Source organism: Desulfosalsimonas sp. (assembly GCF_046483245.1).
GTDB lineage: Bacteria > Desulfobacterota > Desulfobacteria > Desulfobacterales > Desulfosalsimonadaceae > Desulfosalsimonas.
Window position 1 is genome coordinate 47,130 of record NZ_JAWODO010000041.1, and the last position, 22,099, is coordinate 69,228.

Here is a 22,099-nt window from a genome sequence, read left to right on the forward strand (position 1 = left end):
TTACAGGCTGCCGGATCCAAATGCAGCCGCATTTCAACAAAAACAAATTGATCAGGCTTTGCGCCTTTTAAATAGTGCCTGAACGAAAACCGTCTTTTCCGCCAATCTCTGCGTCCGGCTCAAATTTTAATCCTCAAAATACGTCGAGTATTCCTGCGGTTAAAATTTTCGCCGTCCTGGACCTTAACGAAAAATCCTGGTTTTCGTTCGGCCACTAAATATCTGGCCGAACTTGCGGCCCGGCTTGATCCGGTCCAGAGAGGGCAGAAGGATCTCGCAGTTGAGCCTTACCATTGAAACCGGGGCCAGATCATCGAGCAGCACCAGCACATAGCCCGGCTTGGCCTTTCGGACATACAAGCGCTTGCTGTCAAAGACGAATTCGGCCTCACTGATCTCGGATAATTCACTGGCAAAAGACGACCAGTCAAACCTGCCAAACCGCGACTGCTCATCACCGTATCCGGAAGAAAACTCACTGGCTACCACCTGCCCGTCTCCGGCAAAGACGATCACGCCGTGGACGCCTTCGATGGTGATAATATCCCTGAAAATATCTTTCATTGCCCTTTCCGTGCACCTGATAACGCGTTTGCGTCCCGGCGGAACCGGCTTTTTTTCAAAATTTTGAAAAACCCCTATAGCAGCAGATCAATGATCCGGTCCCGGGACACATCATGGCTCATCCGTATCACGCTCACCTGGCTGCCCGGCACAATCACCCGCTGGCCCGTGGATTTGTGATTCACATAAACCGCATTGAGCTCTCCGCTGCCGCAAAGTTTTCCAATCCGCGCGGCTTCTTGCAGAAGACCGGCATACCGCTGATCTTCATATATATCCTCCACTCCGGAAACCTTTCCGAATATGGACTCCAATTTGCTTTGGGACCGCCCTGCATCAGAAGCCCCTGCGAAATCGGGTTCTTTGCTGTCTCCTGCACCGGAACGGGAACGATCAGTGGCTAACGGTGCATCTTGTTCTTCGGACTGGGTGAAAATGGGGCTGTCGAGCAAAATCTGGTCATTTGGCGGATTTTCATGGGGCGAAAAATCCGGCCGGTTTTCATCCTTTTGGCGCATGGCGTTTAGCAGCATCGACTGAAGGCCTCCGTCGATGAGCTTTTCGGTCACCTGGCAAAAATTTTCAATTGTCAGCGACACCCCGGACCAGGAAAGAATTTCATAGGCCGCCTCATGGCCCTGCCGACCGCCCAGGCGGGCATTGATCAAATCCCCGTCCCTGAAAAACAACACCCCCAGCTGATTGCCGGTCTTGCGGCTCACACGAAGGGTGCAGGTCTGGCTTTCCATTTCAATGAGCTGCAGAAATGTTTCCAGGGAAACATTGTGCAGGCTGCCGCCTTCCGCCTGAGCTCTAAGTATCCGGTTGATGCGCTCGATCAGGTCTTCCGTGCTCAAAGGCTTGACCATGTAGTCGCTGGCCCCGCTTTTAAAAACCACCTCCCGGGTCTTGGGACGATCATAGGCGGTGACAATCATCACGGGAATATCCGGGTAGTCCCGGCTGACCCGGTTTACCAGCTCAAAACCATCGATTCCCGGCATCCGCAAATCACTGACCACGGCGCTGACGTGGTCTGCGGCCAGCATATCCAGTGCCTCCTGGCCGCTTTCCGTTGTTGCCACTGTAAAAGGCGGGGCATTTTGCTTCAGTTCCTGCTCCATGAGCTGGAGCCAAACCGCATCATCATCGACTATGAGCACTTTTGGTGTCATGATCACCTGTTATATGGATTCCGGCGGTTTTCTCCGGTGCCGGCCATTAAAAACCATCGTTGCACTACAATCTTATATCAAATGCAGCAATTTCATCAGCGAATTCCCTGCGCCAGACTTCGAGATTTTTCTGGAGCCGAACCAGCAAACCGTGGCTTTCAGCGATCTCCGTGACACATTCCGCTACTGCGGCTACCAGCTTTCCATAATCGGCGCTTCCGCTAAACTGCGCCTTGCCCTCGGAATACCTGAATTCCGCGGCAAACGGATCCAGAAATTCATATTTGTCCACATTTTCCACAAACTTGCGGTTCAGCAGGGTTTCGAAATCGCCTTTGATTTTCCGGTTAGACCGCACCAAGGATTCCAGGGCGTATAACAACCCTCCCAGCATCTCCATGACCCGGGCCGAACCGATCTTTACCTCCCGGGAACCGGAATCGGCTTTGCTGCTGTCCCTGACCCGTTCCGGAGGCGATATTTTGGCTGCCTCGGGCTCATCCAGCATCACCCGGCTGACGTTAAAATTGCCGCCATGTTTCTTGGACCGTTGAATCAGGTCCTGCCGGTACTGCTCGGAGCGGTCCAGGTTGCCGGCACCGTCAGCCGAAGAGCCTCCGATGACTTCCCCCTTGTAAATAAACAGCAGGCCGCCCTGGGCGTTTTTGACCTCCACGTCAATATAGCCGGTGAACTTTTCCGCCTCCAGTTTTCGAATCAATCCCTCAAGATTGGTAAACTCGGAGGTCAAATCCGCATACACCACCTTTGATTTCGGCAGATTGGCCCAGAAATAGAGTCGCTCCGGCAGGATTCGATAAACCGAAATGGTAAAATTGTTTCGGCCTGCGCCTTCAACAACGCGCTCAACAGCATCCGTGCCGTGAAAATGCTGCCGCCGGTGGTCCAAAAATCCGTTGACAATGCTTTGCTCGTCAAAAAAAAGCACCGCCTCGGAAACCGGAGACTGAAAATGGACCACGCCGGCACCCACCTCGCCCTGGTAATGTTCAATGAGCCTGGCAATATCAACGTAGTAGCTGTTTAAATTTTCAACAACCGGCTTTTCTCTGGGAATCAGAAACATTTCTTTTTCCACATTGTATTGTTAACGATCTTCAGTTACGGCAATGATACGGCCGCAGACAAAGCAAACAGGCAATGCGCCGGCACGGGCGGGCGCATCGCCCTCATAATTTGCCTTGCCCGAATCCCGGCCTACCTGCGCCTTCTGAGCCGCTCAATGGAAAACCGCAAACTGTCCTGCATCCGGGAGATCGCTTCAGCCAAACTGCCGATTTCATCTTTGGAGCGCACTTCGATCTCAGCTTCCAGATCCCCGACGCTGATGCGGTCTGCCGCCTCGGTCAGATAGCGAATCTTGCGGGTCAGGCGGTATCCATAAACAATAATACAAAAACCAATAATCAGGATCGAGCCGCCCAGAATCCCGAGGTTGATATTGCGGGTCTCCATTGTCATCTGCTCGGCATTTTCGCGCAGGCCCTCGGTTCTTTCCGTAAATTCGTCCATGTAGGCGGTGGCCTCCAGTTGAAACTTTTTGCCCTCGATGTTGATGGGGACGATTGCCATGTATTTTTCCCTCAGGTCACCGTCTGCGTCCTTCCACATATATGTCCCGGCGGCCTCCTTTCTGCCCCAGGAATTTTCCATGAGCTCCCACCATTCCTCAAAATACGGGCCCAATGCTTTGCGCAGGGTGTCGTCGGTATTCGGTATGCCGATCAGATTCGGATTGGGGTGCGCCCATAGAGTGAAGTCCCGGTCCGCAGTTTCCTCTTCGCTCAAACAGGTGTAACCGCTTTCACCAACGGCTTGCACGGCAATCTGATTGAAAGTGGGATCGTAGCTGAAATCCTCACGTTCAAGCTCCGGATGCGTGCGCAGATAAATTTCGCACTGCAAAGCCACATCCCGGGCTTTTTGAAGCAGCTGATCCTTACCGGCCTCGGCAACCAATTCGGTGCTCTGATCGGTAATCTCCGTGGTCAGCTTGTCGATCTGCATGTATGAGAAATAGCCCGAAACCGCCATCAGGATAACCGGTATGACCAGAAAGAGGAAAAACATCTTGCCGCGCAACCCGATCCATCCGCCGGAAGAAAAATCACCCCCTGAATAATCCGGGCCTCCGGCTGCAGTCGAAGGCTCTTCTTCGCCCGGCTGTGCCAGGGATGGTCCGGCATCTTCCGCATCCTCCGGGGGTGCGTCGGCAGTCGCATAGGAAGGTTCGGAATAGGTTTCCTCGGGCAATTCCGTGGTTTCCATCAACCTGGACAGCTGGGTCACATGGCCGCATTCCCCGCACCGGACACGTATACTTTGGCCTCTATAGCGCTCAAGCTTATCCGGATCCAGATGATAAACCTTTCCGCATTCCTCGCAAATCACCGTCATGATCTATCCTCCTCGGTCAATTGTTGGCAGCATGAAATAAAATCATTTTCCTTTATCTCCAAAGGAATTCTTTTCTTGTTCCGCAAGGGACCAATCCCGGACTATGTCTGGATTTCCCGCAGCTTTTTGACCATGGCCTGCTGAAAGGCCACTTTTCTTTCCTCGCGCAAAATCTGGCGAGCCAGCAAGTCCACTAGCTCGGCTGCCCTATGGGCAGGGAACCGGTTGGCCGTCTCCCCCATCTCCCGGATCTCATCTTCGATCACCACGTCCGCAATGGGCCCCATGGCCCGGGAAAGCTGGGAGGAGAGAAAATCAAGAAAATCCTTTCCCAGGACCGGCATGCTATCCTGGGCCGGTTCGCAGAGTTTCAGCTGATGAAGCTTCTGGACCACGCCACGAAGGTCCTTCATGCTCATCTGCAGAGACTGGGCCACCTCACTGAGCCTCTTTTTACCGTCGAGTTCCATAAGCACCTGCAACATCTGACTGTCGAGGGAAACCTCGCCCAGGTCGGCCCGCAGGCTTCGTTTCAATACCATCCCGGAAATATCACCTGAAAAAACAGCTGTCATGCAATGCCTCCGTTTCGAAGGAAGATGTGTTCATTCCCTGGGTTACGCACCGAGATTCTTGATGATTTGCTGGATGACCTGCAGTTCCGACTTGATGGTTTTCCTCAGCTCTCCAACGATATAATCCAGGGCCTCCTGATTTTCCAGCACGGCCGCAGGGCTGTTCCCGGTTTTCCCGGAAACCTTTTGACTCCCGGCTGGTTCCGGGGTAAGCACCCGCTTCTTGAATTCCTTGAATCTTTTGACATCTGCGGAAAGCAGGCGTTTTTTCTCTTTTTCCGGCATTTCCGGACGGGCCAGAACGGTTTCAAAGTTTTTGAACACGTCTGCCACAAAACCGATGGCCTCCGGGTGCGCCTTGGCCTTTTTGGCCTTGATGTATTTGCCAACGGCTTCCTGGAGCTTTAAAAACATGGAAACGATTTTGTCGTCCTGGTAGGTCTCCTGCAACCGACGAATCTCTTTTAAAAAAGCCCCCATGCTTTCGTCTGAAATCTCCCAGTCAATCCCGGCCACCAGCGCACTGAGCTCACGGACAGGGGAATTTTGCTCATCAAACCCGGCATCCTCGTCTTCGCCAAACATTTCCTCGAGCCGGCTGGAAACTTCTTCGCCCAGGCCCTCATCATCTTCCGTGCGATTCAATGATTTTCCTCCTATTGCAGTTTTTTCCGCAGGGAACTGACAGTCAGTGCGATAATTTTTTTCATGGTGGCGGCCACATTATCGCCCCGGATGGCGCTGGCCGGGAAATAAGGGGCGTTTAATCTGGAGTTCAAATCCTTCTGCAGAGTTTCCCCCGAGAGAATGGGGATGCCTTCATCGGCGAGATCCCGCTTGTTGTACTGCATCACCAGCGGAATGTTAAAAATGTTTTTATTGAAGGTCTCCAGGTTTTCCTTTAGGTTCTGCAGGGAGCGAATATTCATCTCCCGCCGCAAATCCATGGAATCAGCCACAAAAACAATGCCGTCAACGCCCCGCAGCACCAGGCGGCGGGTGGCATTGTATTTCACCTGACCGGGGACTGTGTAGAGCTGGATCTTAATGCTGTGTCCCTTGATTTCGCCGATGTCAAATGGGAGAAAGTCAAAAAACAGAGTCCGGTCACCATAAGTTTTCACCGTGACCATCTCATTTAAAATCCGTTTTTTGAATTTGCGGTTGATATATTCGAGGTTCGTGGTCTTGCCGCCGCGGCCCGGGCCGTAGTAAACGATCTTGACCTGGACCTCCCGCTTTTTCGGATTAATTAACGCCAAATCACCTTCCTCCGCAACCCTTTAGGTTTTCTCCACTGCCATTATATTTCCCGAATATGCGCGTTCATAGTCCCCGCAACGACATTAAATCAACGTCTGAATGCGCTTGATGGCCTCGGCTACTTTCAATCGCAGAAATCCCAGAGAAACATCCCGGTTGAAAATGGTCAAAAGCAGCAAATCCTCCACCACCTTGCTGAAATGGATGCTTTCTTTTTCCCCCTTGTGAAACAACAGGGAAAATTCCTGCTCCCCGATGATATTGGCCATGGCGCTGACCGCCCCGTAATTGCCCGCCGCCAGTGCAGCCAGGGAAAACACGTCGTGATTGGCATGCCCGTTGTCAAGATTGACAATTACATTGCCGGCCAGATCCATCAGGATGACACTCTGCACCCCCAGATCGATCAACTCCTGCTGCAGCACATCTTCAATGGATTCGATCTGTTCCTTGGTGAAATCGATTGTAAAATCCATTTACGGTTACCCCTTGCCTTCCAAATTGATATGCACCCTTCCCCCCAATGCCGGAATTCGCTAATGCCCGCAATTTGTCCGGCGCGCTGTTTTTTTTGCATAAACTCTTTTCTTATATAACAATGATTTACCCGAATCAATGAGAAAATGCCCATTGATTCTATGCGGTCTTTTATCCTTATCTCAGTGGATTTCTGTTTAAGAATCAATAACATATTCTCAGTTCCGAATGCAAGCAGGAAAGGAAGATCATTTGTGGCATCATGGGGCAGGCGTTGCCGCTATTGCCCCTTTACCCTGAAATAACGCTCTACCAGGGCTTCTGCCAGTCCCGTGTATTCAGACGGGTGAAGATCTTTTAAATCCCGGCGCACGGCCTCGGGAATGGACTCCAGACCGTCAACAAAACCGGCCAGATCCTCCCGGGTGATTCGCTTGCCCCGGGTCAGTGCCTTTAACTTTTCATACGGCTGGCTTTCGCCGTAAACCCGCATGGCCGACTGCACGGGTTCAGCCAGCAATTCCTGGTTGGCCTCCAGGTCTGCAGCGATCACCGGCTCATTGGCCTCAACCCGGTCAAGGCCCTTGTATGTGGAGGCCAGGGCCACCATCATGTAGCCAAACACCACCCCCAGATTGCGAAGCACCGTGCTGTCGCTCAAATCCCGCTGGAATCTGGAAATCATCAGCTTGACCGCCATGTGCTCCATCATGGAAACAGCCAGCCCGAGATTGCCCTCGCTGTTTTCAAAATCAATGGGATTGACTTTATGGGGCATGGTCGATGATCCCACTTCTCCCTCTTTGAGCTTCTGCTTGAAATAGCCCAGGGAAATATAGCCCCACATATCCCGGTCCAGATCCGTGAGAACCGCGGAAATCCGTACCATGGAATGAAGAATGGCGGCCATGTAATTGTTGGGATTGACCTGGGTGGTGTACATCACAGGCGAGATCTCCAGATGCTGCTCCATAAACCGGGTGGAGGCGGCCATCCAGTCGATTTCAGGAAACACGAAGTGATGGGCATTGTAATTGCCGCTGGCCCCGTTTAGCTTGGCCTGAATGGGCAGGTCCGAAAGGCATCGCAGTTCATGGCGCAGACGCCAGGCAAAATTGACCATCTCTTTACCGACAGTGGTGGGCGTTGCCGGCTGGCCGTGGGTTCGCGCCATCATGGGAATGCTTTTGTACTCACGGGCCAGCTCCTCGATTTTCGCCAGGATTTCCCGGAGCCGCTCGACAATCTGCCGGCGGCCGCTGCGGATCATCAGGGCATAAGAGGTGTTGTTGATATCATCGGAGGTGCAGGCAAAATGCACCCATTCCTTGATATGGACCAGGCCGGAAGCCGTGAGCTTTTCCTTGATATAGTACTCCACGGCCTTGACATCATGATTGGTTTCTTTTTCAATGGCCTTGACCGCTTCGGCGCCATCCACGTCAAAATTCTCATATATGGCATCGATTTTTTTCAGTGCCGCATCATCGGCTTCCGCCATGCCCAGATCCCTGAGCAGAAATTTGAGCCACTGCAATTCCACGTAAAGCCGGTACCGAATCAGGCCGTATTCGGAAAAAATCTCCCTGAGCGGGCCGGCATGGCGGGCATATCTGCCGTCGAGTACGGAAATGGCTTCAATTGGCCTTTGTTGGGTCATGATTCTCCTGTTTCCTTGTCAGTGCTGTTTATTCATGGACTGATTTCTCAATTGGATTCAGCTCCGTCGCCCCCGGATCCCAGGAATGCCGTGGGCCGGGTATCCCGGATATAGCGGCGGACACCCTTGACAATGCCGTCGCATAAATGCTTTTGATACTTCGAATTGGTGAGACGCTGACATTCCCGTTTATTGCTGATAAAAGAGGCTTCAACCAAAATCGAAGGCATTTGGGCGCCCAGAAGGACATAAAACGGCGCCTGCTTGACGCCCTTATCATGAATCCGGCTGTAACGGCTGTCCAGATGGCCGATCATGTTTTTGTGCACATAAGTGGCCAACCGGCTGGATTCATTGATCTTGGCATTGCGCATCAAATCATCGAGAATCGTCTGCAGCTCGCTGATATTTTTCTCGGATGTGGCATTTTCCCGGGCGGCTACGGCAATGGAGTCCTCATCGGTTGTCAGGTTTAGAAAATAAGTCTCGATGCCGTATGCATTCCGGTTTCTGGCGGCATTGGCATGAATGGATATAAACAGGTCCGCTTTTTTGGTATTGGCAATGGCAGTGCGCTCCTCAAGGGTCAGATACACATCCCTGTCCCGTGTCAGCAGCACTTCACAGCCCAGTTCCTCGCGAAGCCTGGCGGCCAATTTTTTTGAGATTTCCAGTACCACGTTTTTTTCATGCACTCCCTTTAAATAACCCGGCGCCCCGTAGTCCTTGCCCCCGTGGCCGGCATCAATGACAATCCGCCGCACCCCCAGGGCCAGCTGCCGGGCAATGGAAGCTTTCTGATCCCGGGATATTTTGGGATCAGAGGAATCTGCTTGCTTCTCTGCAGCTGCCTGGCCCCTTACATCAATGACAATTCTGAAAGGATTTTTCAAAGAAAACACATTGTAATCTTCAAAGGACTTGATATCCACAACCACACGGACTTTATCAGACCGGTACTGACCGGCGCGCACGTCCTTGAGCAGGGTGTCGTTGATGGCAATCTGCTCCTGGATATGATTGGCCAGGCGGGTGTTGTCCAGATCCACGTACAGCCGCTGATTCATCTGGTTGATGGAGGGATCTTTTTTCAACAGGTTGTGCTTGAAATCAGTGGCCTGGTTGGCATCAATGACCACCCGGGTATATTCCGGGTTGGACCAGTAGCGGATTCCGGTAACCGTAACCGCCTCCCCCGATGCGGGCGCATTGCTGCGGTCTGAATGATTCGTGGTGACTTCCCCGGACGCAGTGTCTTCTCCGGCAAGCTTCACGGGGGTATGCGCACTTGTCGCAGACGCGTCAAGCGCTTTGCGCGCACGCCGGCTGTAGGCGCTCGACGGATACTGCCCGGCCACTTTTTTAAACAGGGACCGGGCTTTTTGCTCATCAGCAGGACTGCGGGAATGGGAATACAGTTTCTGATACAGCTGTGCGGTCATAAACAACCCGGCCGCCGCCCAGGGGCCCTCCCGATCCCGTTCATGGACAGCTTCGAAGCGCTCAATGCACTTTAACCAATAGCTGCGGTATTTCTGCCGCTCCGGGTGCTGCTGGAGTTGCCGGTAGCAGGACTCGGCTTCAAAATAGGCCTGTTTTGCCGCCTTTTCATCGGCTTTGATCGCATCCCCGATGTCTCTTAAAGCTGCCCGGGCTTTTTGCCTGTAAGCGCTTTCGGGATATTTTCGGGTCACCTGTTGAAACCGGGAAGCCGCAGCCTTGAGGTCTGCAGACCGGTAGGAGTGTCTGTAAAGCTCCCGGTACAGGCTTGCGGCCTTATACAACCCGGCCGCCGCCCAGGGACCGTCCGGGTCCCGATCATGGACAGCATCGAAGCGTTCAATGCACTTTAACCAATAGCTGCGGTATTTCTGCCGCTCCGGGTGCTGCTGCAGCTGCCGGTAGCAGGACTCTGCCTCAAAATAGAGCTGATTTGGCGAGGCTCCCGTGGATACGCACGACCCTAACACGCAAATCAGGCAGATAACGAAAATATGAATAAGTCGTCTGTGTTTCATGCAACTGCTTTGTTGATTAATGGCCAAAATCTCCGGCTTACGGATTGCCTGCGTCAGAATTCCCGGACCGGCTTGCGGATTGGCCCAGAAGTTTCTGCCGCAGTTGGTACAGTAGGTTCATGGCGTCCATGGGGGTCAGGTGTTCCACCTCGGCCTGCCTAAGGCTCTCGATCACGTCCTGCTCGGGGCCCTGAAACAAGGGCAGCTGCACAAATCTTTGCTGAACCCGGGTGCGCCGCGCCGGCGCAGCTGCCTCCCTACCCAGGACATGACCCTGTTTTTCCACATTCTCCAATACTTTTTTGGCACGCTCAACAACTTTTTCCGGCATCCCCGCAAGGCGCGCCACTTCAATTCCATAGCTGCGGTTGGTGCCGCCTTCAGCCAACTGGTGAAGGAAAATAATCTCGTCGTTGATTTCACGCACCGCGATATTGTAATTCTTCACCCGCCTGCGGACCCGGTGCAATTCCGTGAGTTCATGATAATGGGTGGCAAACATGGATTTCACCCCTGTGTCATCCAGGTCATGGAGATATTCGGCCACAGCCCACGCAATGCTCAGGCCGTCAAAGGTGGACGTACCCCGGCCGATTTCATCCATGATGACAAGGCTCCGGGAAGTGGCATTGTTCATGATGTTGGCGGTTTCCTCCATTTCCACCATAAACGTGCTCTGACCCTGGGATAGATTGTCCAGGGCCCCAACACGGGTAAAAATCCGGTCCGTGACAGCAATATCGGCCCGGTCTGCAGGCACAAAAGAGCCCATCTGCGCCATGAGCACGATCAGGGCAGCCTGGCGCAGCACCGTGGATTTACCGGCCATGTTCGGTCCTGTGATGATCAGCACCTGATTTTCCCGGTTATCCATCCGGAGGCTGTTGGGAACAAACCGTTCTGCCTCAATGAGTTTTTCCACCACCGGATGGCGGCCTTCGGCAATATCGATCACACCCTGCTCGTTGATGGCGGGCCGGACATATTGGTTCTGCACCGCGGCCTCGGACAGGCCGTTGAGCACATCGATTTGGGCCACGAATGCAGCGGCTGCGGCCACGGCCTTATGGGTTTGCGCCACCGCGTCGCGAAGTTTGCAGAAAATTTCGTACTCCAGGAATGCGCGCTGCTCCTGGGCGCCGAGAACCTTTGCTTCAAAGGATTTTAACTCATCGGTGATATAGCGCTCGGCATTGACCAGGGTCTGCTTGCGCACATAATGGGCGGGCACGGCATCCGCCTGGCTTTTGGACACCTCGATATAATAACCGAAAACCTTATTGTAGCGAACCTTGAGGGTCTGGATACCGGTTGCTTGTTTTTCCCGGGCTTCAAGCTCGGCCAGAAAGGATTTGCCGTCTCTGGCAATGGCAATGAGTTCATCAAGATTGTCGTCATAGCCGGTGCGGATCATGCCACCTTCGTTGACCACGGGCGGCGGGTCATCGACCACCGCGGCGGCAATGGTTTGGCCCAGGCCGGTCAACTCCGGCAGAATCGACGTATCCGGGCACAAAAGATCCGTGCTGAATCCGGCCAGGTGCCCGTGGATCTCCGGCAATGCCTCAATGGAGCGCCGCAGGGCCACAAGATCCCTTGCATTAGCCTGGCCCATAACGATTTTGCTGCCCAGCCGCTCCAAATCCGCCACGGATTTCAGGGACGCGCGAATGGCCTTTCGCTCCATGCCGCATGCCGCCAGCTGATCCACAGCCTCGTGCCGGGCCGCCATGTCACCGCCCCCCAGAAGGGGATATCGGATCCAGTGCTTGATCAGCCGGCCGCCCATGGCCGTGATGGTAAAGTCCAGCACCGAAAGCAAGGTGGCCTTTCGGGTGCCGTCTCGTAAATTGGCCAGCAGCTCAAGATTGCGGCAGGAGATATCGTCTATCTGCAGGTACTGGTCCAGAAAATAGGTTTCAAGACCCGACAGATGGGCGATCTGCTGTTTCTGGGTCTCCTGGACGTAAAACAGCAGGGCGCCGGCAGCGCCAATTCCGGCTTTGAGGCCTTCACAGCCGAAGCCCTCCAGGCTTCGGGTCTGGAACTGACGGATCAGGCGCTGGCGCGCCGGTTTGTAATCGCAGGCCCCGTCATCCATCCAGGTAATTGCGGACTGCTCAAACGAGGTGCAAAAAATTTCATAGCCATCGCCGGTCCGGGCGGCTGCAGGCATCAGGATTTCACTGGGGGCGATGCGCCTGATTTCTTCCAGCAGCGCATGCACATCACCGCTTTCCGTGACCCGGAAGGCCCCTGTGGACAGGTCCAGGCAGGAAAGCCCCCACCGGGAGGCCCGGCCGAGGATGGAGACAATAAAGTTGTTGGTGCGTGCATCGAGCAGATCGCTATTTAATACCATTCCGGGGGTGACCACACGCACCACTTCCCGCTTGACCAGCCCCTTTGCCGCAGCCGGATCCTCGGTCTGTTCGCAGATGGCCACCTTGTAGCCTTTTTCAATCAGGCGCCCCAGATAAATTTCAGCGGCCTTGACCGGCACTCCGCACATGGGCACCGGTTTTTTTTCGTTCTTGTTTCTGGATGTCAGGGTGATTTCCAGCTCACGGGCGGCAGTATGGGCATCATCGAAAAACATCTCGTAGAAATCGCCCATCCGGTAAAACAGCAGATAATCGGTGTACTGCTCCTTGATATCCAGGTACTGGCGCATCATGGGCGTCATTTGTGCATCGCTGGTTTGCCGGCCGGTCATAAAGGCTCATCCCCGATCCATTCCATCCCGGATCTCATTGAAAAACCTGATTCTTTACTTTTCGGGCTCAGCAGGAGGCTCCGCCTGGGGGTCAGCCGTGTCCTTCGGGCCGGCAGGCATAGCCGGGGCCTGCTGTGCCTTGCCTGCGGCCGCCAGCTCTGAGTCAAGCTCGGAAATCCTGCGGTCCTTGGCAGCAAGCTGCTCATTGAGCTGCCGGACTGTTTTGCGGGTCTTGAATTTCTTCGACAAACTCATAAAAAAGCACAGAAAAAAACCGATGAGAAACACCGCAAGGTAATATACGGCCGTAGGCAGTTCCGGCGAGGCGTATTTAAAAAAATACAGGTTGAGCTTAAAGCTGCGCTCCACGAGGAAAAACCCTTTGTTCTGAAACACCACAATTGCTGCCAATACCACAATCAGCAGCCAGCAAACATACTTAAGCTTTTTCATGCGCATATCCTCCAACAAGGCTTCCGGGTCTTTGGGCACCACAAAAAAACAGTGCCGGATGCAACTGCAATTTGTCAAATTCTGATGTGAAACTGCTATATTGTAACGTTTGCCGGAAAAACTCAACCGTTTTTTCAGCACCGGCCAGGGACAAAAAAACCAAATCACCAGGCGCGGATCTGCGGCCGCATGCGCTCCGGGGCCAAATTTAAAAAATACTGATCCGTCATCCCTGCGATAAAATCCCGGACAATTTCAGCAGAGCAGTGCGCTGATATGTAATCTTCGGCCATATCGGCAATAAAATTGCGGTAAACAGGTGATTGTTTGTTGCCGGCTTCAATATCATTGAAAAACCGCTCAAACAGATGCTCAAACAAATGCTCAATTTTGGGTGTGTCCTGCTTGATGGCCGGATTTGAATAGATCGCCTCGTAGTTAAATTGCTTCAGCCGCCGCAGAGCCCCGGAGATCTCCGGGCTGAAAGCCACGGCGTCGTGCTCATAGCTGGTGCGGATCACATCCGTGACAAGAGTATAGACAATGGTGCCGTTGGTATCGCCCAGGTGCTGCACGCAGTCCGCCGGCAGGTCCTTGCGCCGGATCAGGCCCAGACGGATGGCGTCTTCAATATCTCTGCCGATATAACTGATGGTGTCGGAAAAACGCACCACGCATCCCTCCAGGGTCATGGGCACCAGATCAACCGGCCGGCCGGATTTTTTTTCTGCGAGTTCCGCCTGATGGTCTTCAAAGGTTTTGCCCTGCACGGGCGCCAGGTGCCGGTTGTGAACCTCTCCGTCATGGCACAGAATGCCGTCTAACGTCTGGAGGCAGAGATTCCAGCCCCGGCCCTTTCGCTCGACTTTTTCCAGGAACTGAACGCTTTGCACGTTGTGATGATACTGCCCGATGCCAGCGGCCTGGCACAAGTTTGAAAGGAACCGTTCACCGTCATGGCCAAAGGGCGGATGACCGATGTCATGGCCGATGGCAACGGCCTCGATCAAATCTTCGTTTAATCCCAAAAACCGACCGATGGTCCGCGCCACCCTGGAAACCAGCTGCACGTGGAGCATGCGGTGGGTGATATGATCATTGCGGATCAGATAAAATACCTGGGTTTTATCAATATACCGGCTGTACGCCAAAGAATGCAGGATACGGTCCACATCCACGGCAAAGGGCTGCCGGTAATCGGTTTCCAGCTGTTTTTCCGGGCGCCTGCGAAGCCCCCCGGCGCTTTTGGCAGCCCCGGGTGAAAGGCTTTGCTGCTCCCGGTCGTCGAGCATCGCTGTCAACTCTTGCAGGGCGGGGAGCTCAGATCTCTGCATTGGCGATCTTTTCCTCCATGATCCTGTAATAATCCATGCCAGCTGCGGCAAAGCCGGCTTTGCCGTATTTCATGTTGGCCTCAAGAACATATAATCTGTTGCCTGTCATGCAAATGTCAATGCCCACATCATCCCAACCGCAACAGCGAGCCGTATGCAGGGCCAGATCACGGGCGGATTCAGGCACGGGATCCAGACTGATTTTGCCGCCGCAGCCCAGATTGGTCCGAAACTCGCCCTGTGCGGCAATGCGCCAGTAGGCATGGGCAACTTTATCGCCGATGACCACCACCCGAATATCCCGGTCAATGGGCAGATATTCCTGGATATAAGCGATATTGGTCAGCCCACAGTAAGCATCCAGGTCATCACGGCCGGCAATCAGAAACACGCCCCGGCCCAGGGCCGAACCCCGGGCAATTTTGCCCACAAAGGGAAACCGGAAATGCGACAGGATCTTTTCCGGCAGGCGCCTGCCGTAAAAGGTGCGGGTTCTGGGCCGGGGCAGATCAAGGATTTCAAACAGGGCGCTTTGCTTGATCTTGTCCTGAACGAACCGATAGGTATGCACGCTCGGAAAAATCGATTTTCCGGTAGCTGCCAGCAAATCGGCATAAAAAGTGGAAGGATAATATATTTTCGGGGCATCCCGGATCAATTCCGCCTCAGCCGGGGGATAATCGGAAAAATTGGGCCGCACCCCCAGGCAGGTCACATTGGAACAGGATCGCAGGTGAAGTTCAAGGCAGACGGCATTTGACGGGCGAGCCGTAGATCGAACATTATCTTGCTTCAAGGCGCTGCATCCGTATTGCCGGGCAGTTCCGGGGAAAAGGCCCGGGCCGGTACGGCCGCATCCGCCCAGCAGCGCTCCACGCTCACCGACAGGCGATGGCCCGCTGCATCAGAGATCTGAAGTTCAAAGGGCATATCTCGTCCATCTGCAGACCGCACCTCAAGGATTTCCGCCCGATAGGCAGTCCCCTGCCAGGTAAACATTTCCACTTCCCGAACACTGATGGGTTCAGTGGAAAACCGGATGCGCTGTACGGTTCCGGAAAACCGTTTTTTGAGCACCAGCATTGGATCACCGCCAAGCATTTGATAGGCGGCAGCCGTGTCATGATCCGCTATGGGAACCCCGCCGCCGAGCAGCAGTGCAAGATCATCCACATCAATATCCACCCCGGCAAGCCGGCCCAGGCTTCGCCGACCGGTATCCCTGCGCCGGACCTCCCCGTCTTCCGGAAAGTGGAAGGAGCACAAATCCGGGCCGCAGATAATCTTGACAAAGGGCTGGCCGGCAAGGCCCATGGCTTCAATCCGGAAACGCCCCCCTGGCGCGCCAAGCCACGCCGCACGAACAGACCATGAACCGCTGTCATCGTCCACTCCGATTCGGCCGACGGCCTTATAGGGGGTCATTGCCTCATTTGCTTCCTGGATACGGGCAAGAAGGGATTCGGCTTTTCCCGCTTCCATCCGGGAAACGGCAGACGGCGGAGGTTTTTCCACAGAAGCGCAGGCCCCTGTGAGCAGAATCAAAAACAGCGCAATCAGGCGGCCCTTCAAGGCGACACCTCCTGCTGCCGGAGCGCATCCATTTTTTCCTTTACGGCATCCGCTTCTTCAGAGCCGTTTTCCAGGGCCTTTTTATAATATTCCAGGGCACGGCCGGGCTGATCGGTTTTGCGGTAGACATCGCCCAGATGCTCCAAAATAACGGGATCATCGCCGATTTTTTCAACAGCCTTTTCCAGATACTTGCGGGCCTTTTGATAATCGCCCTGCCGATAATGCACCCATCCCATGGAATCCAGGATGTGGCCGCTTTCCGGCTCCAGTTCCAGGGCCCGGCGGACCAAAGCCTCGGCCTCCTCCAGGTGGATGTCTTGATCGGCATAGGTGTATCCGAGATAGTTCAGGGCGTCTGCGTTTTCCGGGTCCTTTTCGATGACCTGCTTCATTTTTTCAATTGCAGCGTGAACATTGCCCATTTTTTCGTAGAGCACCCCGAGTTCATAGAGCAATTCGGTGCTCCCGGGATTAATGGAAAGCCCCTGCTGCAAAAGCGATTCAGCCTGCCGGTAATGCTCCTGTTCCTGATAAAATGCACTCAAATACGGAATCAGACTTGCCTTTCCGGCGCTGTCGCTTTTTTCCATGGCTGATTCAAGCAGCCCGACAGCCTTCCCGGTCTTGGACTCCCGGTTGTAAATAATGGCCTGGTGGATCATGGCATCAATGTAAAAATCGCTGTCAGACGCCACCTGCCGGAAATGGTCCATGGCAGGACCTGTTTTGTCGGAAAGGTAAAGGGCTGCCCCGGCCAGATAATGCAAAGCGGAATTCTGCGGGTCATGTTCCAAAACGCCTGACAGGGCGATTATGGCGTCATCATATCGCTGCCGGCCCAGCATCCCGGTAACGGCCTTGATCACATCCGAATCAGGCCCGGCGCTTCCGGCGAGATCCTCCCAGATTGCGCGGGCCTTATCCGCCCGGCCCTGTTTTTTATAAAAAACCCCGAGTTCAAGGGCAGCGGCTGCATTGCGTGGATCGCGTTCAAGAATGGCCTGGTACTGGGAAGCCGCCTTGCCCTCTTTACCCTGGCGCCTGTAAATATCAATGAGCGCAGCACGCGGTTCCATTAAATCCGGCTCAATGGACAGGCACCGCTGATAAGCGTCTGCAGCATCCTCGAGCCGGCCCAGTTCATTGTAGGCCCGGCCCAGATAATAAAACCCCATATAATTTCCCGGAAACCGCTCCACAAAATCCATCATCAATTCTGCAGCCCGGTTGAACTGCTCCTGCTGCAGATAAAGCCGGGCCAGCATCAGGGCAATGTTTTCCCGTTCCGGCGCATTTTCGACAACCTTTTCATAAGCCTGCCGGGCTGCATCCAGTTCTCCGGCACTCTGCCAGAGGGAACCGGCGACGATCAGCGACTCTGTGTTGTCCGGATCCTGACCCAGGGCCTCCTTGATAATTTCCAGGGCTTTATCCTTCCTGCCCTGCTTGATGTAGAGCATGGCAAGCTCTTTTTTGACAACCGCCTGATCCGGGACCTTGTCAACAGCGTCTTTCATAAAGGCCACGGCCTCTTCCAACCGACCGGAGCGGGCAGCGAGCTGCGCGCGTAAAAAATCATAATAATGGCTGACCGGCCGCTGTTGCCCCCCAGCAGGCGAAGTGATGTCAGGAGGGGGTTGAGCAGCCGGTACCGAAGGCCCGGGGTGGTGATCCCTGCCCGCGCATCCGGCAGTGAGGACAGCAGTTATAACCATTAAACCCCCGAACAGAGCAAACGTGCGGATCCCGAGGCGGGGCGCCGGGCTTGAATTCCTGGGCGTTTCACTTGTTGCGGCGCCTGAAAGCCGCATGATGTTACTCGTTTTCCTCGGGATATTCATAGGCGGCGAAGTCCGGAATCTCTTTTTCGAAAAAAACCCTCATTTTCTTGACAATATTTTTTTCCAGCTGCCGCACCCGCTCCCGGGAGATCTGGTACTTGTCCCCGATGTCCTGAAGGGTATCGGGAGTATCGGTGAATATGCGCCGCTGAAAAATATCCAGCTCCCGCTCTGAAAGTTGCTTTTTAAAATCCCCGAGCTTTTCGCGCAGCAGGGACTCGACTTCCTTGCGGGCCACCTGGGATTCAATGGACTCGGTATCCGAACTAAAAAAATCGCCCCGCTCGGTGTCCGAGTCATCCTTTAATGGCTCATCCAAAGACACATCCCAGCCGTCAAGGCGCAGATCCATGTCCCGCACTTCCTGCTCGGAGACGCCCAGCCGGCTGGAAAGCAGCTTTGTCTCCGGGGCAAAACCCTGCTCCACAAGTTTCTGTTTTTCCTTTTTGAGCTTAAAAAACAGCTTCCGCTGACCCTGGGTGGTGCCGATCTTGACCAGGCGCCAGTTGTCCATGATAAATTTCAGAATATAGGCCTTGATCCAGAAGGCTGCATAATAGGAAAACTTGACGTTCTTGTAGGGATCAAACTTCTGCACCGCATGCATCAGGCCGATATTGCCCTCCTGGATCAAATCCATAAGATTCTGCATCCAGGTGCGCTGAAACTCCATGGCAATCTTGACCACCAGCCGAAGATTGGATGTGGCCAGAATATAAGCCGCATCCGGATCCCCTTCCTCCTGCAGGCGCCGGCCAAGTTCAACCTCCTGCTCCCGGGTCAGCAGGGGATACCGGCTGATCTCGGAAAGATACCGCTGGAGCGGGTCATAGGGGACCAGTTGACCCTGCTCACCGGGCAGAGACACGGCCTGTTTCAGCCTCCGGGTGGTTGCCGAATCGCTGCCGCCGTCCGTGTCGCTGTCGGACAGGCCATTTTCCGGATTTTCAATATGATCGGTTGGCTTCTGCTTGCTCATAATCTTTGGGCTATCATCGAATTTTTTCGCCTGGCACCGGTGAGTGCAACAATCGCGGTCTTTGCCATAAAATACATATAATAAGTTTTTTCCCGCAAGATCTCAACCTTATTGAATCGCTCAGTTTGGGTAAAGCGATTTTGCCGTTGTGGCAGAAGTGCCCTTTTTATAATGGACAAAAGCATTTTCTAATGGTAAAAAAATTTTTCCCCATTCTCAAGGATTTTACCTGTCAATCAGTGAAGATCCAGAGTATGCGCGCCTGTAGCTCAGCCGGACAGAGCAACGGACTTCTAATCCGTAGGCCGCAGGTTCGAATCCTGCCAGGCGCGCCAATCGGGTTTTCCCCCAGACCTTGCTGCCGCAGCATCTGCGCCCGAAACAAAGAGGGGCTATGCACCGGCGGTATTACTTATATTTCAGGAAGCATTGCGCGCATGGATAAGGGTCCAGTATCCCAGCAGGTTTACAGGGCAGGTCTCCACAACCTGGAGCGGATTCTGCGCAAGAAACGCCTCCAGTGAAAAACGGGGACGAAATCCAAGCAGGCTTTTGAAGGGCAGCATAACCGTTTCCACCATCCTCGGAATCAGATGCGGGTTGCTGAAATGATTGACCACGAAAATATCGCCCCCGGGTTTGCACACCCGCCGGATTTCCTCCATCATTTTTGCAGGCTCAGGCACCACGGTCACAACGTACATGACCGCCACCTTATCAAAGCTATTATCGGCAAAACTCATGCTCTGGGCGTCCATCAGAGACAAACTCCGGCTGCCGTCGCCATTTCCGTTTGTATAATTTCTGGCATACCAGAGCATGTGCGGTGAAATGTCAATGCCTACAACCGAGACGTCTTTGGGATAAAGCGGCAAAGAAAGCCCGGTACCCACGCCCACTTCCAGAATCCGCTGGCCCGGGGCAAAATTCATTTTCCCGATAAGCGCCCGGCGGCCGTGCTCAAAAACTTTTCCAAAAATCCGGTCATAATTTCCGGCATAGCGCTTATATGCCTTTATAATCGCCTGATCATCCATTGTCTGACTCCAGGGCTTTTCCTTTTCGCGGCAGGAGGCCGCATGATTGCAAATTTGACAAATAAAACAAATTCATTTATTTAACCTTAAGCATGAACGCTATTTTATTATCAAAGATCCGCCCGGTTTGAAAGCGTTTTCTGCTTTCGCCCCTTTAACCCGCTTACATATGGAGGCTGACATGTCATATGAAACCATTGAGGTCGATGTTGCCGATGCCATCGCCACCATCACCATCAACCGCCCCAAATCCTTAAACGCACTCAACGCCCAGGTGATTACTGAAATGCACGCAGCCGTTGATGAAATCGCGGCAAACGATGATATCCGTGCGCTTCTGATCACTGGCGCAGGGGACAAAGCGTTTGTGGCCGGTGCCGACATCAGCGAACTGGCCAAACTCAACCCGGTCAGCGCCAAGCATTTTGCCTCCCGCGGCCATGAGCTCATGTTTAAAATCGAAGCCCTGCCCATTGCCGTTATAGCCGTGGTCAACGGTTTTGCATTGGGCGGCGGCCTGGAACTGGCCCTTTCCTGCGATTTCATTTATGCTGCGGACAACGCCAAAGTGGGACAGCCGGAAATCAATCTGGGCATTATCCCGGGATTCGGCGGCACCCAGCGCCTGGCCCGCATTGTGGGCAGAAACCTGGCCCGGGAAATGATTCTCACGGGCATGATGCTCTCAGCAGAAGAGGCTGAGAAAAAAGGCATTGTCAACCGGGTGGTACCGGCTGGCGAACTCATGGAAGCCGCCGTGAAAACAGCCAAAACCATTGCCCGAAAAGGACGTGTGTCGGTCCAGGCGACCAAGCAGACCATCGCAAACGGGATGGATGCGGATCTGGGAACCGGCTGTGAAATTGAAATCAACGCCTTTGCATTGTGCATGGCCAGCGAAGATGCAAAAGAGGGCACCAGCGCATTTCTGGAAAAACGCAAGCCTGAATTCCGGGGCAAATTAAACCAGTAACGGTTTTTTTCTTGACAGATCTAACCGGGGCTGTTTAATGTACGGGCATCTGTTTTTTTCGGGACATATTTTTTCAAAAATTCACAAGGTCTGCCAACGCATGAAACAAGCATCTGAGCATGCCGGTTTCGGGAACTTTTTTTTCTTTAAAAAGTCTTCCCATGGATCGGCGCAGTAAAAAAGCCAATCGAAATACGCAAACAAGGCCATGGGAAGACGCAAACAGGCAACCCATGGCCTTTTTTCATGCCAAAAGGCTGTGGGTTTTCCCGCAGCCTTTTTTTATGGGCAAACCCATCGGCCCGGGCCAGGCAGCGGTTGTATGAAGAACCACACCACGCACAGGAGGACAACGATGATATACGACATCGAGTATGAAACCATGCCCCGGGAAGCCCTGGAATCCATCCAGCTGCGGCGGCTGCAGGCAACGGTTTCCCGGGTGTATGCAACAGTTCCGCATTACCGGAAAAAATTCGACCAGGCCGGGCTGAAGCCCGGTGACATCCAGCGAATGGAAGACCTGCAGCGACTGCCTTTCACCATTAAACAGGATTTGCGGGACAATTATCCCTTTGGCATGTTTGCCGTTCCCATGGACAACGTGGTGCGCATTCACGCCTCCTCGGGCACCACGGGAAAACCCACGGTTGTGGGCTACACATCCCGGGATATCAACACCTGGGCCGAACTCATGGCCCGCGCGCTTTCCGCAGGCGGGGCCACCCGGGGCGATATCATCCACAATGCCTATGGATACGGTTTGTTTACAGGCGGTCTGGGCGTGCACTACGGGGCGGAAAAGCTTGGCGCGTCCGTCATCCCGGTATCCGGTGGCAACACCAAGCGACAGGTGGTTATCATGCGCGACTTTGCCCCCACCATTCTCACGGCCACCCCCTCCTACTCCCTGCACCTGGCCGAGGCGGCCGAAGACATGGGGGTATCATTTAAGGATCTGAGCTTTAAGTTCGGCATTTTCGGCGCTGAACCCTGGTCCGAGAACATGCGAAAGGAAATCGAGGAAAAGCTCAATCTCTC

Annotated in this window: 20 protein-coding genes and 1 tRNA gene; 3 read left to right on the top strand and 18 right to left on the bottom strand. The window is 53.9% G+C overall.

Features of this window, described 5'->3' with window-relative positions; all coding sequences use genetic code 11:
• Positions 1-183: 183 nt before the first annotated feature.
• From R6U41_RS04235 to R6U41_RS04315, 17 genes are all read right to left on the bottom strand, one after another.
• Positions 184-564: a hypothetical protein gene (locus R6U41_RS04235; RefSeq protein WP_410268590.1), complete on the bottom strand. Its 381-nt coding sequence runs from the start codon at positions 562-564 to the stop codon at positions 184-186.
• A 74-nt stretch (positions 565-638) separates the two neighbouring features.
• Positions 639-1,739 (bottom strand): response regulator, encoded by a 1,101-nt coding sequence (locus tag R6U41_RS04240; protein WP_410268591.1) that lies wholly within the window; start codon positions 1,737-1,739, stop codon positions 639-641.
• Positions 1,740-1,803: 64 nt separating this feature from the next.
• Positions 1,804-2,826, bottom strand: a complete 1,023-nt coding sequence (locus R6U41_RS04245) for a hypothetical protein (RefSeq protein WP_410268592.1) — start codon at positions 2,824-2,826, stop codon at positions 1,804-1,806.
• A 131-nt stretch (positions 2,827-2,957) separates the two neighbouring features.
• The gene (locus R6U41_RS04250; RefSeq protein WP_410268593.1) at positions 2,958-4,157 is read right to left on the bottom strand and encodes a HAMP domain-containing protein; all 1,200 of its coding nucleotides are present in this window, start codon (positions 4,155-4,157) and stop codon (positions 2,958-2,960) included.
• A gap of 101 nt (positions 4,158-4,258) precedes the next feature.
• Positions 4,259-4,732: a hypothetical protein gene (locus R6U41_RS04255; RefSeq protein WP_410268594.1), complete on the bottom strand. Its 474-nt coding sequence runs from the start codon at positions 4,730-4,732 to the stop codon at positions 4,259-4,261.
• Positions 4,733-4,774: 42 nt separating this feature from the next.
• Positions 4,775-5,377 (bottom strand): hypothetical protein, encoded by a 603-nt coding sequence (locus R6U41_RS04260; RefSeq protein ID WP_410268595.1) that lies wholly within the window; start codon positions 5,375-5,377, stop codon positions 4,775-4,777.
• An 11-nt stretch (positions 5,378-5,388) separates the two neighbouring features.
• Positions 5,389-5,994: a GTP-binding protein gene (locus R6U41_RS04265; protein ID WP_410268596.1), complete on the bottom strand. Its 606-nt coding sequence runs from the start codon at positions 5,992-5,994 to the stop codon at positions 5,389-5,391.
• An 84-nt stretch (positions 5,995-6,078) separates the two neighbouring features.
• Positions 6,079-6,471, bottom strand: coding sequence for a roadblock/LC7 domain-containing protein (locus tag R6U41_RS04270; RefSeq protein ID WP_181551411.1), 393 nt, complete (start codon positions 6,469-6,471; stop codon positions 6,079-6,081).
• A gap of 281 nt (positions 6,472-6,752) precedes the next feature.
• On the bottom strand, positions 6,753-8,132 hold the full coding sequence (gene purB, locus R6U41_RS04275; RefSeq protein ID WP_410268597.1) for an adenylosuccinate lyase: 1,380 nt from the start codon (positions 8,130-8,132) through the stop codon (positions 6,753-6,755).
• A gap of 47 nt (positions 8,133-8,179) precedes the next feature.
• On the bottom strand, positions 8,180-10,150 hold the full coding sequence (locus R6U41_RS04280; protein ID WP_410268598.1) for an N-acetylmuramoyl-L-alanine amidase: 1,971 nt from the start codon (positions 10,148-10,150) through the stop codon (positions 8,180-8,182).
• A gap of 37 nt (positions 10,151-10,187) precedes the next feature.
• Positions 10,188-12,866, bottom strand: coding sequence for a DNA mismatch repair protein MutS (gene mutS / locus R6U41_RS04285; protein WP_410268599.1), 2,679 nt, complete (start codon positions 12,864-12,866; stop codon positions 10,188-10,190).
• Positions 12,867-12,920: 54 nt separating this feature from the next.
• Positions 12,921-13,319, bottom strand: coding sequence for a lipopolysaccharide assembly protein LapA domain-containing protein (locus R6U41_RS04290; protein WP_410268600.1), 399 nt, complete (start codon positions 13,317-13,319; stop codon positions 12,921-12,923).
• Between the two features lie 164 nt (positions 13,320-13,483).
• A complete protein-coding gene (locus R6U41_RS04295; RefSeq protein WP_410268601.1) occupies positions 13,484-14,653 on the bottom strand; it encodes a deoxyguanosinetriphosphate triphosphohydrolase family protein in 1,170 nt (389 codons plus the stop codon).
• Positions 14,640-15,449, bottom strand: coding sequence for a RimK family alpha-L-glutamate ligase (locus tag R6U41_RS04300; RefSeq protein ID WP_410268602.1), 810 nt, complete (start codon positions 15,447-15,449; stop codon positions 14,640-14,642). Before R6U41_RS04300 ends, R6U41_RS04295 begins: the two co-directional genes overlap by 14 nt.
• Positions 15,446-16,225 carry a hypothetical protein gene (locus R6U41_RS04305; protein WP_410268603.1) on the bottom strand — a complete coding sequence of 260 codons (780 nt, stop codon included), beginning with the start codon at positions 16,223-16,225 and terminating at the stop codon, positions 15,446-15,448. The genes R6U41_RS04300 and R6U41_RS04305 overlap by 4 nt, the downstream gene beginning before the upstream one ends.
• Positions 16,222-18,069 (bottom strand): tetratricopeptide repeat protein, encoded by a 1,848-nt coding sequence (locus tag R6U41_RS04310; RefSeq protein WP_410268604.1) that lies wholly within the window; start codon positions 18,067-18,069, stop codon positions 16,222-16,224. Before R6U41_RS04310 ends, R6U41_RS04305 begins: the two co-directional genes overlap by 4 nt.
• Positions 18,044-19,048, bottom strand: a complete 1,005-nt coding sequence (locus R6U41_RS04315) for an RNA polymerase sigma factor RpoD/SigA (protein WP_410268605.1) — start codon at positions 19,046-19,048, stop codon at positions 18,044-18,046. The genes R6U41_RS04310 and R6U41_RS04315 overlap by 26 nt, the downstream gene beginning before the upstream one ends.
• Positions 19,049-19,306: 258 nt before the next feature.
• Here R6U41_RS04315 and R6U41_RS04320 point away from each other — a divergent pair.
• Positions 19,307-19,383: transfer RNA gene (locus R6U41_RS04320), tRNA-Arg, on the top strand.
• An 84-nt stretch (positions 19,384-19,467) separates the two neighbouring features.
• Here R6U41_RS04320 and R6U41_RS04325 read toward each other — a convergent pair.
• The gene (locus tag R6U41_RS04325; protein WP_410268606.1) at positions 19,468-20,085 is read right to left on the bottom strand and encodes a class I SAM-dependent methyltransferase; all 618 of its coding nucleotides are present in this window, start codon (positions 20,083-20,085) and stop codon (positions 19,468-19,470) included.
• Positions 20,086-20,266: 181 nt separating this feature from the next.
• Between R6U41_RS04325 and R6U41_RS04330 the strand changes: the two genes are divergently transcribed.
• Positions 20,267-21,058: an enoyl-CoA hydratase/isomerase family protein gene (locus tag R6U41_RS04330; RefSeq protein ID WP_410268607.1), complete on the top strand. Its 792-nt coding sequence runs from the start codon at positions 20,267-20,269 to the stop codon at positions 21,056-21,058.
• A gap of 355 nt (positions 21,059-21,413) precedes the next feature.
• Positions 21,414-22,099, top strand: a 686-nt coding sequence (locus tag R6U41_RS04335; RefSeq protein WP_410268608.1) for a phenylacetate--CoA ligase family protein, incomplete at its 3' end; no start/stop codon positions are given.